Source organism: Alteromonas sp. KC3 (assembly GCF_016756315.1).
Classification (GTDB): Bacteria; Pseudomonadota; Gammaproteobacteria; order Enterobacterales; family Alteromonadaceae; genus Alteromonas.
In genome coordinates, this window is sequence record NZ_AP024235.1 from 929922 (window position 1) to 948658 (window position 18737).

At 43.7% G+C, this 18737-nt stretch carries 14 protein-coding genes and 1 tRNA gene; 11 read left to right on the forward strand and 4 right to left on the reverse strand.

Annotated elements, in window-relative coordinates; genetic code table 11:
• Nucleotides 1–101 precede the first annotated feature (101 nt).
• The 5 genes from JN178_RS04130 (at nt 102) to pulA (ending at nt 7606) form a co-directional block, all read left to right on the forward strand.
• On the forward strand, nt 102–482 hold the full coding sequence (locus JN178_RS04130) for a PA2779 family protein (protein WP_202263964.1): 381 nt from the start codon (nt 102–104) through the stop codon (nt 480–482).
• Nucleotides 483–486: 4 nt separating this feature from the next.
• A complete protein-coding gene (locus JN178_RS04135) occupies nt 487–1497 on the forward strand; it encodes a PA2778 family cysteine peptidase (RefSeq protein ID WP_202263966.1) in 1011 nt (336 codons plus the stop codon).
• A gap of 168 nt (nt 1498–1665) precedes the next feature.
• A complete protein-coding gene (locus JN178_RS04140) occupies nt 1666–2727 on the forward strand; it encodes a mechanosensitive ion channel family protein (protein WP_442859692.1) in 1062 nt (353 codons plus the stop codon).
• A 161-nt stretch (nt 2728–2888) separates the two neighbouring features.
• Complete coding sequence (locus JN178_RS04145; protein ID WP_202263981.1) at nt 2889–3515, forward strand: PEP-CTERM sorting domain-containing protein; 627 nt, start codon at nt 2889–2891, stop codon at nt 3513–3515.
• Between the two features lie 11 nt (nt 3516–3526).
• Complete coding sequence (gene pulA / locus JN178_RS04150; RefSeq protein ID WP_202263984.1) at nt 3527–7606, forward strand: pullulanase-type alpha-1,6-glucosidase; 4080 nt, start codon at nt 3527–3529, stop codon at nt 7604–7606.
• A gap of 343 nt (nt 7607–7949) precedes the next feature.
• On the opposite strand, the gene JN178_RS04155 is transcribed toward pulA, so the two are convergent.
• A complete protein-coding gene (locus JN178_RS04155; protein WP_202263987.1) occupies nt 7950–8546 on the reverse strand; it encodes an NAD(P)H-dependent oxidoreductase in 597 nt (198 codons plus the stop codon).
• Nucleotides 8547–8666: 120 nt separating this feature from the next.
• The gene (locus JN178_RS04160; protein ID WP_202263990.1) at nt 8667–9578 is read right to left on the reverse strand and encodes a LysR family transcriptional regulator; all 912 of its coding nucleotides are present in this window, start codon (nt 9576–9578) and stop codon (nt 8667–8669) included.
• Between the two features lie 527 nt (nt 9579–10105).
• On the opposite strand from JN178_RS04160, the gene JN178_RS04165 reads away from it, so the two are divergent.
• The 5 genes from JN178_RS04165 (at nt 10106) to JN178_RS04185 (ending at nt 14446) form a co-directional block, all read left to right on the forward strand.
• Nucleotides 10106–10654, forward strand: coding sequence for a hypothetical protein (locus tag JN178_RS04165; protein WP_202263991.1), 549 nt, complete (start codon nt 10106–10108; stop codon nt 10652–10654).
• On the forward strand, nt 10651–11484 hold the full coding sequence (locus JN178_RS04170; protein WP_202263992.1) for a hypothetical protein: 834 nt from the start codon (nt 10651–10653) through the stop codon (nt 11482–11484). The genes JN178_RS04165 and JN178_RS04170 overlap by 4 nt, the downstream gene beginning before the upstream one ends.
• A 604-nt stretch (nt 11485–12088) precedes the next feature.
• Entirely contained in the window at nt 12089–12322 is a 234-nt protein-coding gene (locus tag JN178_RS04175; protein WP_202263993.1) for a hypothetical protein, read from the forward strand.
• A 172-nt stretch (nt 12323–12494) separates the two neighbouring features.
• The gene (locus JN178_RS04180) at nt 12495–13043 is read left to right on the forward strand and encodes a sugar transferase (protein WP_202263994.1); all 549 of its coding nucleotides are present in this window, start codon (nt 12495–12497) and stop codon (nt 13041–13043) included.
• A complete protein-coding gene (locus tag JN178_RS04185; RefSeq protein WP_202263995.1) occupies nt 13040–14446 on the forward strand; it encodes a B12-binding domain-containing radical SAM protein in 1407 nt (468 codons plus the stop codon). Before JN178_RS04180 ends, JN178_RS04185 begins: the two co-directional genes overlap by 4 nt.
• Before the next feature lie 361 nt (nt 14447–14807).
• Here the strand turns inward: JN178_RS04185 and JN178_RS04190 are convergent.
• Nucleotides 14808–14884, reverse strand: a tRNA-Ile gene (locus JN178_RS04190).
• Nucleotides 14885–15098: 214 nt separating this feature from the next.
• On the reverse strand, nt 15099–17825 hold the full coding sequence (locus tag JN178_RS04195; protein WP_202263996.1) for a choice-of-anchor B family protein: 2727 nt from the start codon (nt 17823–17825) through the stop codon (nt 15099–15101).
• Between the two features lie 75 nt (nt 17826–17900).
• Between JN178_RS04195 and JN178_RS04200 the strand changes: the two genes are divergently transcribed.
• The gene (locus tag JN178_RS04200) at nt 17901–18722 is read left to right on the forward strand and encodes an MbnP family copper-binding protein (protein WP_202263997.1); all 822 of its coding nucleotides are present in this window, start codon (nt 17901–17903) and stop codon (nt 18720–18722) included.
• The last annotated feature ends 15 nt before the right edge of the window (nt 18723–18737 follow it).

An 18737-nucleotide genomic window follows, 5' to 3' on the forward strand; every position in this document is an offset into this window, starting at 1 on the left:
GCCTTGAAAACATAAGTGCAAATACAGTGTAGACGTTTATTAATGTTAAACGAAGCCTATTGACGGCTATTACCTTGATGCAAACATAAGAGGGAAACCTAATGAAGTATTTAAAATCTATGGCAATTGGTTGCTTTTCAGCAACAGTACTAATGGCTGGTGGTGTACAGGCAGAAGCGATTAGCTCAGATACCGTTATGCAGACCCAAGCTGCTCAATATAACAAGCAGCAGTTGATAGATATGGTTAGCCGCGCAGATGTGCAAAGCAAGCTTGTAGGTTTGGGTGTGGATAGCGATGATGCCATTGCAAGAATAAATGCAATGACAGACAGTGAGATTGCGCAGCTTAACGCTGAAATTAACCAAGCGCCAGCAGGTGGCGTAGTGGGTGCCGTACTTACCGTTCTTGCTGTTATCGCAATTCTAGACTTAGCTGGCGTAACAGACGTTTATCCATTTATTCGTCCAATCAGCAACTAGTAAGATGGTTGTATCACTAAAGCAAACTGTTTTTGTATTCGGTTTGTTATTACTTGCGGGGTGTCAGTCTACCCCGCAGGCTGACCGTTTACGTCAACAGGGGTTAGCGTCGTTACCTGACTCTCACACAATTAGCGCAGTCCCATTTTATCCACAACAGCAATACTATTGTGGCCCCACGACATTATCTGAAGTGTTTGGCTATTACGGTGTTACAGCGACACCTGAGGAAATAGCGCCCAAGTTATTTATTCCTAACAAGGAAGGTAGCCTGCAGTTAGAAATGGTCAGTGCAACCAGACAATACGGGTTCTTGCCTTACACTGAGCGCGGTACGCTTTCTTCCATAATGGGGCTAGTCAAAGACGACATCCCTGTAATCGTATTTCAAAACTTATCAATCGCATTGTTGCCTCAATGGCACTATGCCGTGGTAATTGGCTTTGACAGTGATAAAGGGGCTGTCACACTGCACACTGGCGAGACCGCCAATCACGAAATGTCGTTAGAGCTTTTTGAGCGCACTTGGGGACGAGGTAACTACTGGTATTTGGCGCCTATTCCGCCAGATAAAACATCAAATGAAATGAAGCCATACCACTATACCAGTGCGGCATATGACATGCTAAAAGTAGGCGATAAAGCGCGCGCGCTTGCATTTTTGGAAACCGCATCAACCCATTGGCCCTCGCAGTGGCTAAGTTATTTTTTAATAGCAAACTACCACATGGAGCAAGGCGACAACGCCAAAGCCATAGCATGGTTCGATAAAGGGTTTGAGGCTGGCAAAACGCAACTCCCTTACCTTCACAACTATGCGTTAGTACTGTTAGAGCAAGGTAGCAAAAGTAGCGATGTAGGTAACAATGAAGCAGCGAACAATGAAGAAAACTGGATTGCCAAGGGACAACGCATCGTGAGTACTGCATTAGCGCTATATCCTGATGATGATAAGCTAATTGCCTTGGCAAAGAAATACAATGTAACGGTGATCCCTAAAGCTGAAAAAAGCTAGCAGCACACGGCGTAACATAGCTTAACATTGCGTAACGAGATCATCTGGTGTGGCTTTTGCGTATAAACGTTAACAACAAGATCATGAGTGTTCAAATACGGTTTGTTATCTTACGTATGGAGCTTTTAAGTCGTGGAAATATCTAGCGTTTTACAAAATAAGCAGGCTATGGCTATTGTCAGCTTAGTCGCCGTTGTGGTTTTGCTTTTTGTGATAAAGCGCCTTATTTTGGTGCGGCTTAAAGAAAAAGCCCGCTCTGAAACAAGCAGCATGTCAAATATCTATCGCGTGCTGGTGTTGTCGCTAAATGCGCCGTTAAACCTACTTATTTTAGTGATTTTCTTATCACTGGTTAAAAGCGTTGTAGCGGTTTTCCAAGTGGAAGATAAAGCCGTTGTGCAGGCGTTGGGTATTTCGATAGAAGCCGGTCTTATCATTACGCTTTTTCTGCTTCTTGAACGCTTTGTTACCTATTCTCTTAGACGTTATCGCGACCAATCAACGTTAGTTAAAAATACCAGCGCAATCGCCAGTGGGGCGGTACGTGCTGTCTTTGCCATTATGGCAGTACTTATTATTTTAAGCACAATGGGGATTTCTATTACGCCCGTTGTGGCATCGTTGGGTATCACCTCATTGGCTGTGGCTCTTGCACTTCAACCCACGCTGGAAAACTTCTTTTCAGGTATACAGTTGGTCATGGACAAGCCTATTAGAATAGGCGATTTCATTGAACTTGATTCCGGAGAGCAGGGCTTTGTCGAGAAAATTGGCTGGCGGTCTACATGGGTGAGAATGTTGCCTAATAACATTGTGATCATGCCAAACAGCAAGTTGTCTAATTCAAAATTGATCAATTACTACTACCCCGAGCGCGAGTTGTCAGTGCCAGTTGAAGTAGGTGTGCACTATAGTTCTGACTTAGAGCAGGTAGAAAAAGTATGTTTAGCCGTGGCCGAGGACGTATTGGCCAACCATGAATACGGCGTTAAAACCTTTCAGCCGTTTGTGTTGTTTCACACATTTGATAACTCCAGTATAAATTTAACGGTGATGCTCAGAACCCGCGAATACTTCAATCGTTTTTTTATCAAGAGTGCCTTTATCAAAGCCCTTAAAAAGCGCTTCGATGAAGAGGGCATTGTCATTCCATTCCCGATTACTGCTTTGAATATTGATCAGGAGCGTACTGACGCAATTATCTCTCAGTCCATTAAGAAACATTCGTAAGTTATTAATTTATAAGCTTCCTCCTATGTATGCATTGCATACGTATTCAGCCCACTTTTCGCTGTTTCGCGCTAGCAAGGCGTTAGTTGTTTAAATAGTATTCGCCGATGTAAACAATATTTTTACATCTGGAAATTAATATTTAACAACAGGGTGGGCAAATGGATATTAAGGCTTTAGTCGCTTTCGCAGCGCTTTTTTTAAGTGCGCAAGCAAACGCAAACTTCATAACAAATGGTGACTTTCAAACGTGCGACTTCAGCGGTTGGAGTTTAGATTCGGATGGGTTCGGAGCTCCTGCCGATACCAGTGATTTCGCAATTGTTGATAATGCTGGACAATGTTCAGCTCAATTGAGCACTAATAACCTAATTCCGGATGGCATCTCTAATTCGCTATTCACCCAACTTAATTTGTCAGGCGTAGCAAACGGTACAAAATTAGATTTAAGCTTTGATTGGTTGTTCAGTGGTTTTGACTTACAAAGCGACGATTTTTCAGATGCGTTCTTTGTGTTGCTAAACAATGGCATTGACGTTGAAACGCTGCTTTTCGGATATGAAGATGGCAGCGGTACCTTTAGCACACAAATCGATAACACCTACGACGGTTACTACCTCGAATTTATGTTAGCGCCCGGCTATAACATTGAGTCATTTTCATCAACATTCACTTTCGACAATGTGTCGCTGACCGAAAGCGCAGACGTGCCTGCGCCACAAACTTCGTTACTGCTGGCGTTAGGCTTAGGTGTGCTGGCGCTTCGTCGTAAGCACGTTGCAAAATAAGGAGAGGGGTGATGAAGAGAACATCCATTTTTTGTTTGCCATTTTTGGCAATGGTCAGCACCCCTTCGCTTGCCGATTGGCAGCAAACCGAATCGGCAGAAACCCAATTCGCCAGTCGACCGGTATTTGACCGCATTAACCGACAGTACGTTTCGACTATTACCATTCAAAATAACGGTGACTCGGCATTAAATGGGCCTATCCGAATTATGTTTGATGCCTCAAGCCACACGCTAGCAAATGCAAGTGGCGAAGAGGAAGGCGTGCCTTATATAACACTTGATACAGAGTCGCTTGGAAGTGGTGAGAGCGCTACCGTTACCGCAAGGTTTGAGGTGAAGCGTGCGCGCTTTTCACTGTCGTTAAGTGTGCATGCTTTTGTGGAAGATGAAGGTGGTACTGGACTTACACTGGACGAAAATCAAATAGCAGTGTTTTACAACCGCGAAGATGGTCAATATGACGGTTGGGGCTTGCACCTTTGGAATGGGCAAGCGTGCGGTAACTATGCGGCACCTACTACCCAAAGCTCGCATTTCAGCAATTGGCCAGACCCGTACCCAGCAGACGGTGTTCATCCAGAATACGGTGCTTACTATATTTTAACCGTTGAACCTGGAGCCGCCTGCTACAACTTTATTGTGCACAAAGGTAACGACAAAGCTCTGGGTGATGCTGATAGTCGCTTTGAGCCAGAGTACGGTAATCAAGCATTCACGTTTAATGGCTTTCCTGAGCTTTGGTACACGCCGCTTGACAGTCGTCCGCAATTTCTTGATGGCGCAAGAGCGCATTGGATGGATGATAATACCCTGTTGTGGCTTACCTCGCACAGCGATGCTGCGGATATTGCCCTTTACTATTCTAATGACGCCAGCCTAGATGCCGATAGTGCAGGAGTTTCGCTACTTAACGTTGGGGCCTTAGATTCTGCCACACGTATTCCAATGACATTGGCGCCAGCAGAGCAAAGTCACTACAGCGCGAACCCTCATCTAAACGGGTTTGCAGGCTTTTCGCTAGATGTTAGTGAGGCAGATGTTAAGCAGTTGCTTACAGGTCAGCTTGTTGCGGTAGCAAAAGATGCTGAAGGTAATGTACTTGACTCAACACGAGTGCAAATTCCACGAGTATTAGACTACCTGTATACCCGTAACGCTAATGATGCTGACGAAGCTGAGTTAGGCGTAGTTTACAACGGCGATACTATAACCGCGTCGGTGTGGGCTCCAACGGCGCAGTCGGTTAATTTGAAGGTTTATAACAAGGCGAAAGTACTGCAAAGCACTCAACCCATGACGCTTGATGCTGCAACAGGGGTTTGGCACTACTCGGGTGAGAAATTGGCCCTTGATAGACAGTTCTATCGCTACGAGCTAAGTGTTTATCATCCGCTAACTCAAAATATCGAAGTGGTAGAAACGACCGACCCATACTCTATTTCACTGTCGACTAATGGGCGTTATACGCAGTTTGTGAATCTTGACGATGCTGACTTAAAACCTGCGGGGTGGGATAACCATGTAGTGCCGTTGGCAGGTGATCCAGAAGACATCATTATTTACGAAAGTCATATCCGAGACTTCAGTATTCTTGATGAAAGCACCAGTGAAGAAAATCGCGGTAAATACATGGCGTTTACTGAGTCAAACTCAGCGCCAGTTCAACACCTTAAATCACTGCAAAACGCCGGTCTTACACACTTTCATATGTTACCTGCTAACGATATTGCAACTATACGTGAAGACGATGCAAGTCGTGTGGATATAACCGACACCGTTGGCAAATTGTGTAGCGTAAATGCTCAGGCCCCTGTGTGTGGTATTGAAAATGACAACGCAACGTTACTTGAGGTTTTACAAAGCTATTCACCAAGTACGACAGACGCTCAAGCTCTTATTGAATCGATGCGTGCATACGATGGATTTAACTGGGGTTATGATCCGCATCACTTTGCAGCTCCAGAAGGAAGCTATGCTACCGACCCAGATGGCGAAACCCGTATTGTAGAAATGCGCGCTATGAACCAAGCGTTACATGAAATGGGACTACGTGTGGTGCTTGATGTGGTTTATAACCATACGGCGTCTTCGGGATTGTATGACAATTCAGTATTAGACAAAGTGGTACCCGGTTACTACCAGCGTCTTAGCGAAACAACAGGGCGGATTGAAAACTCAACCTGTTGTGAAAACACAGCGACCGAGCACGTAATGATGGCCAAGTTAATGAATGACTCGCTTGTTAGTTTTGCAGAGCATTTTGGTTTTGATTCATTCCGTTTTGATTTAATGGGGCATATTCCAAAACAGGCTATTTTAGACGCACGCGAAGCAGTGCGCGCTGTAGATCCAGACACCTACTTTTATGGTGAGGGATGGAATTTCGGTGAAGTGGTTAACAATCGTCGCTTTGAACAAGCTGCACAGCTGAATATGGCAGGTTCTGAGATAGGGACCTTCTCTGACAGGCAGCGTGAAGCAGTGCGCAGTGCTGCACTGTTTAATCAAGGTGGCAGCTTGCACGACCAAGATACTATTAGAATTGGTTTAGTAGGCAATGTAGGTAGTTATCAGTTCGTTGCCGCCGATGGCTCATACTTGTCGGCCTATGACTATAACTGGAATGGACAACCTGCCGGTTACAGCATTGATCCTGCCGATACCGTTAACTACATTTCTAAGCACGACAACGAAGCGCTGTGGGATCAACTTCAATATGGCTTGCCCGCAGATATGTCGCTACAAGATCGCGTGCGCGTGCAAAATGTTGCCTTGTCGATTCCGTTATTAAGCCAAGGGATCCCGTTTTTGCACATGGGGTCTGACTTAATTCGTTCTAAATCAATGGATCGCAACACCTACGATGCCGGTGACTGGTTTAACCGTGTTGATTTCACCAAAACCATGAGCAACTGGAATATTGGTTTACCACTAGCGCAAGACAACCAAGCAAGATGGAGTGAAATTAGCCAAGTATCTGCTAACCCTAATTCGCAATTTGGCGCAGAAGATATTCAGCTAACTTCGTCATTATTCAAAGAGTTCTTAAACGTACGTGCTACCAGCAAGCTATTTAGATTAACCAGTGCGCAGGATATTACACAGCGCATCCGCTTTCACAATACCGGAGAAGGGCAAGTGCAAGGGCTTATTGTGATGAGTCTTGATGATGGTATTGGCCTGACTGATATTGACGAAAACAACGATGCCATAGTTGTGCTATTTAACGGTACCCAGAGCAACCAAAGCTTTACCATTGGCGATGCGGTTGGCTTTGAGCTTCACGCTAACCAGCAGGCGTCTGCCGATGAGCGTGTGCAAGGTGCGACATTTAGCAATGGCACCTTTAACGTGCCTGCACTGACTACTGCCATTTTTGTGAAGCCACAAAATGGTGAGCAAGGATATGGATTATCTGCCTTGCCACCGTATGGCGATAGAACCGTGTACTTGCGAGGTAGTATGAACGGGTGGGATACCTCGTTGCCGCTAGAGTATGTCGGCAATGATACATACCGCATTGAAGTTGGGTTACTGTCGGGTGGTTATGAATTCAAACTGGCAGACGAAAACTTTGATGTTGCTAACATAGGCGGTGGTATAACCGTGGGCGCAGGGCAGTCGGCAACGCTTACCAACGGCGGTAACAACCTTTCGCTTAATGTTATTAGTGACGGGGATTATACCTTCGAGCTAGATGCTGCTAACGATTCAAACCCTGTACTCACCATTACGACACAAGACCCCAACGCAGTACCAGCCCCCTATGGTGATACAACCATATACGTGCGCGGTATTATGGGAGATTGGGGTACATCTCGACCCATGACTTACGAAGGTGCCGGTATTTATGCAATAAGCTTTACGGTTACCGCGGGCACCCATGAGTTTAAAGTGGCCGAAGCCAACTGGTCGTCGCCCAACTTAGGCAGTAACGGCGGTGCGATTAATGTAGGTGAGTCGCTAACTTTGTCGCAAGGTGCAGGCAACATTCAGCTAACGGTAAGTGAATCGCAAACGCTGCGTTTTGCCATTAATGCAAGTGATACTGGCGCACCTGTTGTGCTAGTTGAAACCGTGCCCGAATAACAAAAGTTAAGTACGGAGTTCCCGACGTAAAAACGGGCTAGGCTTTTTGGGGCTGGCCCGTTTTTTTATTGGCATTTTAGTGACCAATTCACACGTCTATTGGGTGACTAGCTATAAGTGACCAGCTGAGATGAAATCAAGTTTCGGTCCCTGCAAAATTAAATCTTCATTATCTACGTAACCAAGAATTTGGTCGCTTACCAACAAATCGTATGTGTACTCAGCTAGCAAAGACGCGGGAGTATATTTCGAAGAATCAGACTCTATGCCTTAATTAATGCATAACCATGCCTATTCCGGAGCTTGCACCTGTAATCAAAACATATTTCATTACTTTCTCCTTTTATTTGTTTGCGGGAATATGATGGTCAAGATGAGCCTCTAAGCGGACGAAATCTTCTTCAATAGTCGGATTTTTCATTACGTCGTAGCAAACAAATGTTGGGAGAGCCTCCATGGCTAGAAATCGATAATTAACATGCATATGTAACATAAGATCTTCGACGCTTTTACCTTGCATCAAATATTCAGAGGGATTGTCGAATGCTTCTTCTGGGGCATTGAATGTCATCGAGAGCATATATTTTCTGCCATTTAGGGTTCCCCCTGTGCCATAATTCTCTTTTGGCTTTTCCGACACTCTTCCATCAGTGTTACAAACAGTACCATCCAGGCCAGCAGTGTAGACATCGTCCATATACTTTTTCATCGGCCATGGCACGCTGAACCAATTTAGTGGGGCCTGAATAATGATCAGGTCTGCCCAGCGATGTTTTTCCAACTCCTTTTCAATATCGTAGTCTTCAGATGTGGCAGTGTGCTCAATCTCAAACCCCTTTGCAGATAGGTTTTTCTCAATTCTTTTAACTAGCTCGGCGTTCAGTTTACCTTCTGAAAATGGATAGGGATGATGTGCGTTAATGATTAATGCATTTTGCATAAAGACTCCTTCGTCGGCTTATGAATTACAAGACGGGAGGGAGCTTACTAAGAGTAAAAATGAAAATATAATTATCAATTGGTATTGCATCGATAACAGTTTGTTATTGGATTGAGAGGTTCAAAGCTGACTTTGCTGTTTTAGGTATTGCTTAGCTCTTTCGTTAAGATAATCAATAATATAGCGGTTTCGTGGATGAAGTGGCCAGGAGCCCTTATAAATGTAGGCAATTTCGTCAGATGAAATGCTATCGGAATTTACAATTCTAAGCTTTTTAAATTCCGGACTGAGACGAACCATAAACTCGTCCAGTACGGTATAGCCAACTCCTTTCGCAACATGGTGACATATTTTGGGTGCCGAGTTGGTGTAGGCTGAAACGTGCATTCTATCAGAACCGGTAAACTCTTCGGGAAAGATCAGAGGTAGAACTTTTTCTGCCATTTTTTTTCCATCTGGGTGGTCTACAAAGCCTAACTCTTGTAGTTGAGAGTAACTTGTACATTCGACGTTTTCAGGTAAAACCAACCATAACTTTTCTGATAAAAATGGCATTCGCTCTATAGAGCGGTTGTTTATCTCATGAGTAACAAGCCCAATGTCACACAGATTGTCAGTAACTAGCTGCTCAACAGTTTTCGTTGGGTTAAATTCAATGTGAATAGTAAGGCTTGGAAATTTAACCTGTAAATCTAGCAACCAGGGGTAGATTAAGTTGCCAATGCCACCAGGCATGGATATTCGGCATAGACCTGAAAAAGGATCATCATCGCTAATTCTTTCTCGTAATTGCTGTTCGTTCTGGATAAGTTCGCGAGCATACTCCAAGACATCAAAACCCTTTGGTGTCACTTCAAAAGATTTACCGTCTCTAACAATTAGTTTTTGACCTAGAAATTGCTCTAACTTGGCGATGTGCTGACTGACGCCAGGCTGCGTCATGTGTAACATTTCCGCTGCCAGCCTGAAGTTTTTTGTATCAGCAAGAACGCTGAAGGTTCTCAACCACGTTGAGTTAATCATTCCACTCATAACATTATCTAATTAGTTTTTAGCAAGCGATTCTATAGTTTTATCATAGTGGTCTGTGCTCTCACTAATAAAGCTTTCTTTCGCAAGTATTACAGCGAAGAGTGGAGATGTGTTTCTGTGGTTGGTGAAGCAGTGTTTTCTGCACACCGTTAGCGTTGATGTCATGCGAATACTAAGAGCAGAGAACCTTAAAACAGCTCTTGCGTAATTAATCGAGTTAATTCCAACTTGATCTGAAATCTTAGATAACAGAACCAAATCTGACAGACCGTTATGTACGTGAAGCAGACGCTAGCAACACTTAGTTCTGATTTCCAGCTTACGCACCAAAGAGGATCGCCAATAGATTCAGGCTGTGTAGCAGTAATAGACATAAAGCAGGCTCTGTAAATCGCATTTCATGGCACTTTCTTTCGCATACGCGTGGCATAGGCTGATCGCGACTGGCGTCGCTTTACATTTTCTATCGATTGAATTATGTTCAATTTGAGCTTGGTAGTACTAGGTGTTAATTGAAGGGAATCATTGTGAAATTTCAACTTTCAGAAGTTTTTTGCGAAATAATATCCGGACTTTTTCTTTGTTCAGCGTTTGCGGGATTGTTTCTGCTACTTGGAATATTAACACAAGCTCAGCTTTCGAGCTTATGCACTGTAGCGTTCAAACTTTCGTCTTTGCCTGCCTTGCTTTTGGCTTTTTATATTGCCGGTATTTTATTTGACCCTGTAGGAATGCTCGTTGATAACTTAATAGAAAAGACACTAAGTGTTTCAAGCTGTAGCGCGGAAGAGAAAGGAATTTACTACGCTTATGCGCCTGAGCACTTAGTGGCATACAGACACGAAACCTGGGGTTATTATTTTTGCTTCAGAAACCTTTTACTTCTAATACCTATTAATAGTCTCTTATGGCTCGTTGTCTTTCATACTCAACTTAGCTGTATAGCCATGATTGTTATGGGAATCATCACAATAGGGGCATGCATTTCTTTTTGGTTCGCCATGAAAAACCTCTTAGACATTTATTACGGAATCCCAAAGAAATTCAAAGCGAGCTATAAGGTACCTAGTTCATGAGGGTTAATCAATTACTTAGCTCTCACAATTTCATAGACAGAGATAGATTACTCCTTGTTGAGAATGTGGTGCGAGAGCTCAATGGCGCAAGGATTGACAATGATTTTCTTATTTCAGCCCTGACAGAAAAGGGATTGGATATTAGAGAAGCTGGTTCGTTGTCAAAATCATTAACGAAGAATTTTCGCGTCACAGTTTCAAAGTCAGAATTACTAACAGTTATTGCAAACTCGCGAGAATCCGCTAACCATTTCAACGCCCTAGGCGTAAAAGGTTTTTCATATTCGGCAGCCTTGTTCGAGCCATCTCCAATATTACTCAATGTCAGGGATAGCTTTTCATTTAGGTTATGCCTTTTTCCAGAGAAATCTTTATTCTACCCAGCCCGGGTTAAAAACAGTTTGCGTCGTCGCTTACATTATAACCATTGCAAAATTGATAATTTTCCTTCGATTGCTTTTCTCATCGCCAAAATTGAAAACAATTGTCTTTATATATCGGTAATCCAGTCTGACGTAGCATATAGAACGCCCTCATTTTTCAGGGGCTACTTTAAGGGTTGGAGAAAAGTTCTCGTCTTCGAAGCACTTGCTCAGGCCCGAGCGCTAGGTTGCGACTACGCCTATATCCCTAGGTCAAAAGATGTATTGAAGTGCTGTACTCCAAATAAATCGCCGCAAGATGTACCGGATAGTTGGCGAAAGATTTACGAAAGAAGCGCATCAGACTTTGGATTTGAAAAAGTAAAACTTGAGCAATTCATAGATATTCAATCAGACAATAAGTTAAACAGTGTTTTCGCAGAAGAGATGTATCAACTTTGCTTGTAATCGGCTTACTTATCAAAAACTGAATTTGCCAATCAACTAATGAGCCAGACTGATTAATAAAATTGAGCAGAGCCATGTTAAATCTTAATCTGCAACTCTCAACATAGAATCGAAAATCTTGAGTGGACTTTTATACAATGCCCATGGATAAATGTGCCTGGTTTCTAACTACTCCGTGGGTATATTGGTAGCGGATAAATTCACTTAAACCGCAATAAGTAAACGTCTGCTATTTGTCTTCAGCGGACCTTCATTCAAAGGAGATCAAGTAACCGCTTCTTGTGCATAGCTGCCTCTCAGACTTGGGCAATACTGTCCACATATTACAAATCCTGACTTTTACATTATTCACCAATTATCACGATAAATCCTATACTAATAGGATGTCTGAATTCACTGTCAATTCAATATTATCTTGGATTTTTGGCAGATAATTTATTGCCTAACCGGAAAAGTCAGATGTTGGATTTGGATTGCTAACCTAACCTGTTGATTTTCAAATACCCAGAATTCAGTCCCACACTGGAACCCACAAGTTTGTGGGATCTAGTTTAATCTTTTAAAAATCCAGAGGCTATGAACTGATTTAGAAAAGAGAGCACTGATGGTTGGGGCCGCAATTTGGGTCAAACGTTCCCATAGAAAACGCCACCAAGAGCCTGAACTTATTCACCACCCCGACAAATCCAGCTACCCACCTGAAAACAGTATTCCAGAATTTGAATCTGAACAAAAAGAAATGTCGCCCGAAGAGGAAAGGAAGATCATACTTGACCGATTGAGGAGAACCGAAGAGTTGCGCCAAAAGTTCGAGCGGCGAAAAAAGACTGATGACTAACTGAATGGATGAAACTGAGTTTACAGGCTGTCGCATTCGGTCTTTACGCATTAGTTTCACACAACTCCAGTTATCTTAGGTATTTAGAGAAGTGCAATATCACAGAATTGAAAGTCAGGACTCTTTAGTGCACACTCGATTTACGATCATATAAAGTAGCTTGGGAACATTGGTGAAACGGATTTTCGATATAGTAATGTCATTTGTAGCCATAATCATTTTCATCATTCCGGCATTGATAATTTCATGCCTCATCATCTACTTTTTTAAACACCCAGTCCTATTCACCCAATCTCGAATTGGCGAAAACAAGAAGCCCTTCAAAATACTCAAATTTCAAACGCTGGTTGAAAACAAGCCTACCAAACTCGGTCACATACTCAGAAAGTCAGGCTTAGACGAGTTGCCCCAGTTTATTAATGTGCTCAAAGGTGACATGAGTGTCATTGGGCCAAGAGCATTAACTATTGAAGATATAGCGCGTTTAAAGTGGGATAGAGAGTTTTATGATTTCAGATGGAACGTGAAGCCAGGTATATCGGGACTTGCACAGATTTATGGAGGGCAACACAAAAAAACATCCATTTTCTGGGACAAGCAATATATTAAAAGCTTTGGACTATCGCTGGATTTAAAAATAATACTTGTGTCTTTCACCATGAATATTTTTGGTAAAACAAAAGTAAGAAGAATGATTTTTGCAAATGGAGCGCTTAAGTGAAAGTTAAACTAATACTTCCGGCGCTCGCTGAAGCGGAATCACCTTTTTGGCGTCCCATAAAATATTCTCTTTTTCCACCCTTAGGCTTGGCGACCTTAGCTGCATATTTGTCACCGGATGATGAAATAGATCTGGTTGACCAACATGTAGAAGATCTCTACATAGACGACGATCCAGATTTGGTCATCATTCAGGTCTACATCACCAACGCTTACAGAGCATATAAGCTAGCGGAACACTACAGGGCTAAAGGGAGTTTTGTAGCGCTAGGCGGACTGCACGTAACGTCCCTACCACATGAAGCAATGCCATTCGCGGATTCAATTTTTTTGGGGCCTGGAGAAGAAACCTTCCCGGAATTTCTGAAAGACTTTAAAGCAAAAAAAACTAAAAAAGTCTACGAGTCCCATGTGAGGAGCCTAGTCGGAATCCCTCCAATTCGGCGAGATTTAATAAAACGCAGTCACTATTTAGTGCCGAATTCAATTGTGGTCACGAGAGGCTGCCCACATCATTGCGATTTTTGTTACAAAGATGCTTTTTTCACCGGAGGCAAGTCATTTTACACCCAGCAGATAGACGATGCGTTGGCCGAGATAGATCGATTACCAGGCAAGCATTTATATTTTTTGGACGATCATTTGCTGGGCAGCCCAAAGTTTGCTTCTGAGTTGTTTGAAGGCATGAAGGGTATGGGCAGAGTGTTTCAGGGAGCCGCTACTGTAGATTCCATAATTAATGGAAACTTGATTGAAAAGGCCGCAGAAGCAGGCTTAAGAAGCCTGTTTGTAGGATTTGAGACATTCTCAAATGATAACTTACGCCTGAGTAACAAGCGCCAGAACTTAAAGCGTAGCTACGAACAAGCTGTTAATCGCTTACATTCACTAGGGATAATGATTAACGGAAGCTTTGTTTTTGGATTGGATTATGATGACAAGGATGTTTTTAGAAGAACCGTAGACTGGGGAGTTGAGAATTCTCTTACAACCTCTACCTATCACATCTTGACCCCTTACCCTGGAACCGGCCTATACAAAAGGATGCAAGAGGAAGGTCGAATAAAAACCGATAATTGGGACCTCTATGACACCAGACATGTGGTCTATGAAACCAAAAACTTATCGGAAGAAGAGTTAAAGGCGGGATATGACTGGGCCTACAAGGAGTTCTATAGCTGGTCAAATATTTTCAAATCCAGCTTTAATCACGATTCACTCAAGCACAGTTTTAAACATTTATTTTATATGGGCGGATGGAAAAAGTTCGAACCCCTGTGGAATTTCATAATTAAAAGCAGAAAGCTAAACTATATGTTACCACTGTTGGAATCGATACTGAGTGAAGTTAAAAGACCACAAAAAATATCAGGTGCAGAAATCGAAATCAAACGCATTGGATAGTCACGCACAATATTAAAAACCACTAACACTGCGTGGAGCAACACCAGACACTATTGAGGCGCTTGTGGGTCGCTATAATGTGTAGTCAGGATAACTGGGGCTTTGTGCAAAAAGGGAAAAAGTGTCTGAGATGGAGCAGCTAAAGGCTGAGTTTCAGTATACCGTTCGATTATTTGGCCCATATAACAATGCCCGCGACTGGCCTGAGGTATTCGTCAAAAAATTCAAAACCCTACTTTGAGCTGAATTAGGCTCAAGACCGAATGACTGCCAATTGTCTATTGATGCCTGTCAACGCTTGTAATTATAAGACTATGTGCATGTCGCGAAACTTTCGACAATACTTACTTGAAAGGAAAAATGGTGGCCCCACCCTGACTTGAACAGGGGACCTGCCGATTATGAGTCGGATGCTCTAACCAACTGAGCTATAGGGCCATTTAGATAAGATGCGTTGAAATTGTTAGTCATAACAATCACAAGCGAGCGCAAGTATAAGCAGTTTTATTTGCCTTGTCACGCCCCACCAAGGGCTTTGTGATGTGTTTGCTTTATTTTTGTTCAAGTTGCTGCGTGAAGCGGTACGTATTGAACATATTCTGCTCTGGGCGTACCGCTTCTTTGCATTGTTCTAAAGTACTTTATGGGGCAGTTATAGAGTTTTGGTCAAACGCCGTCTACGTTGCCATAAAAGCGCGACTAAACCTGTAAGGCTTAGTATTCCCATACTGCCACCGCCGCCACTTGATACAGTGTCGTTGCCCAAATCTACCACTTCGGCAGGGGCTTGAACATCAACCGAAATACTGTCGCTGGTGCTTACACCAAACTCATCAGTAGCCGTTAGGGTAAACGTAAGTGTGGCTTCGTTGTCTGGCGTGGTAAAACTCGCTCGCACCGTTTCTGCGTCATTTATAGTAACTTGCGGTCCTGCGGTTTGCTCCCACAGTACGCTAACTAGCACACCTTCAGGGTCGGTTGCGCTACCTTGAAGTATTTGCGAAGTGCGAAGCAGCGCTGCAAAGTCGTTACCAGCATTAACCACGGGGGCTTGATTGCTTTCATCGTCTTTAATGGTGACTACCGTTTGATTAAAACTGCCAAGTTGACTTTCGTCGTCAGCACTTAGGGTAATGAAAAACTGCTCTTGGGGTTCTTCAATACTGTCGTTTAACAAGGTTACGGTAATAGACTGAGTTTGCGTTTCATCCTCGCCCCACGTCAACGTGCCCGACTGGGCTTCAAAATCTTCGCCAGCAACAGCGCTGTCACTCTCTATAGTGTAGGTAATGGTTAAATCGCTTTCAGCGCCACCTTGTCGAGTAACGTTAACACTTACTAAAGCATCGGTTTCAAGTACGGTAACTGCATCTACACTCAGTTCGGCAACGCCAGTTTGTTCAGCCCCCTCAATTGTTACCCGTGCGTAGCCTAGGCCCGGAGTAATACCGCCACCCTGCGGGTTATATAAACGTACAAAAAACATTTCATCGCTTTCTGTTGCGCGGTTTGGTGCAATGGTTAGTGTGATATTTTGTGCATCTGTGTCGCCTTGTCCCCACGAAAGTTCGCCGCTCGCAAGCGTCACGTCATCGGCGTTGGCCGAGCCATTAATCACCTCGTAGTTTACCGTAACTGCGCCAGTGCCCATTTTCATGACAGGTAGCGTAAATGTGGTGTCATCAGTGGTTGTGGCAATAGTGTTACTCAATGCCACTGTCGTGGTATTTTCTAACGTGTCGTCTTTTAAAATAAACAGGCCGCGTTGTATATCACTCACTAATATATTTCCGCTAGGTAAGAACGGGTATACGCCCCACGCGCCGTTGAAATTGGTGGTGTCAAACGCAGGGTAAGTATCGAAAAAGCCAACTTGCTCAGGTGCTGCTGGGTTTGAAATATCCAGTATGGTTAGGCCGCGCTCGTAGTTTGACATGTAATAGCGATTGCCCCGCACATAACCATTATGGTCGATGGTGGTATTGTCGCTTGTCCAAGTCCCCGCCAGTATTGGCGTGGTAAGCGACGTAATATCAAACACCATAACGCGGGTATTAAGGCTGAAGTTGCGCTCGTCTAATTCGTCATGCACAAAAGCGTAACGCTTATCTTCACTAAACCAACCACTGTGGGTATAGGCTACATCGGCGTAGCTTATTTTACTTAACTCTTCTACAGACGAGGCATTGGTGTGATCCCACAACCGTAATTCGTTTTCATTGAAGTCGAGCATAACGGTACAGCCGTCGCCCTCAGCGTTATTACATTCACTTTGTGCTCGTTCATCGGTAATCAACATCGATGAAGCGTCATGCGCGTAGTCGTTGCGGTTAAGTGAGCTTGGTTTATAGGTAGCAGATGGTGTCCGCGGTACTTGTAGGGCATACGAACGAAATGCACCGCCATCACTGTCTTGACCCATTAGGTGTAATTGCACTCGTGCATTATTTAACGCTGTGTTAAAGGTGTAGTCTACGTTTGAGATATAGATATTGTGAGCGCGATTGTCGTCGGTATTGCGTCTTAGCAGGCTTACGCTGTTAGGTAAGTCGTTCAAGTCAATAATGGTGAAGCCTTCGGTTACGCTGTCAGCACTTGAATACGCATATGCGCGCCAGCGATTTGCCGTACTGTCGTAATATTGATAAACCTTTACGTCACGCCATGAGGTGCTTTGGCCTTGCACTTCGCCAACCACAACAGGTGAAGTAGGCTCAGTAACATCTACTACCGCAATACTGGCCCGCATGCCTACAATGGCATATTCCCTTTGAGTATTAAGGTCAACGTGCCCCCATATATCGTTAGCACTGCCCGATACTGACGACAGTAAACTTACTGGCACATTGGCAAGCAGTGTAACCTTATCGCAGGGGAAGCGTCCTGCCATGCCATCTACACAGGCCTCGTTTGCAGAAACTTCATTGGAAAGCACCATATCTTCGGCTGTTGCGCGAATGCCTGACGCTGTGCTTTTGCCATCTGTAATACTGTCGAACCCTTTGTTGTACAGGTCTTGGGAAAGATACACAGGCACGTTAACCAGTGTTGTCTTGTTTACAGTAGGATTTTGCACCTGATAATGGTCGGCGCGAGAAAAACCGCCTAGCACCGGCATTAAACTGTCGTTGAGCACTTGTGAGTGAGATGCGCTGTCGAAGTGGTATTCGCCCTCAGCCACTAAAATTTTATCGCCTTTATTTGCTTGACGCGCGGCGTAAAGTAACGTTTTACAGGGTCTAAAACGATTGTCACACTTACCGGCATCAACACCGTCTTGTGCAACAAATCGGGCTTTGTCGTGGTCGGTGTGCGCGTTTGTGTCTTGACTAGTAAATGCCAAAAGCAGCACTATTGGCAGTAAATTTGATGCTTTCATCTTGTCATCCGTGCAATTGATGATATTGAGTCTGCATAAAAAAGTACCAGATATTGAATGGAAGTACATAATCTAATGAAAAGGCTTTTCCGCAAGCGTGTCATGTCATCGTTACTCTTAGCGTTTCTCGTAACATTGACAGGATGCGACGCAATTGATTTTGGCAGTCGTCAGCCGGGCGAGATCCCAGTAAAGATGGTAGGCATTGATAGTGGTGCATGTCCCATGATCATGCACATTGGTCAGCAGGGCTGGAATGTCGACTATTTTGCTTTTTACCTTAGCAAACCTGAAATGAAGATTGATGGTAAATGGCAGCGTGTGAAGTTTAAACAGAACGAATGGCAAACGCCGGATGTGGCCTTACTTAAATTTCACGATCTATGCAGTTCGCCATCAAATGCTAACGACAAAATTATGCTTGATGTGTCAGAGGCGTTTTTAAAATTATCTACTAGCCTTCGCTTTACTATGGGCTTACCTTTTGACGTGAACCATGCAAACCCGCTTTCTCAACCGTCACCACTAAACGACAGTTCAATGTTTTGGAGCTGGCAAAACGGCCATAAATTCTTGCGTTTAGATCTGTCGAAAAATGGCGATACGTCACGGAAATGGTCTTATCATTTGGGGAGTGTAGGGTGTGAGTCTGAGTCGGCAGTAAGGCCGCCAGAGAAATCTTGCGCTTATACCAATCGCGTTGAGTTCGTGTTGCCTATGGTGCAGCTTGATAGCGATCTTGATTTAGAAGTGTCCTTAGCCGATATCATTACAAAAGTAGATATTAACGAGGCGCCTAATTGTATGTTTGAATCGCCAGACACCGCTCCTTGTAAGCGCCTAATTCAAAACTTAGTTAATCGGCCTTGGATAAAGTGGCAGTCGGTAGTGTTTTAACACGTAGTCATTGCA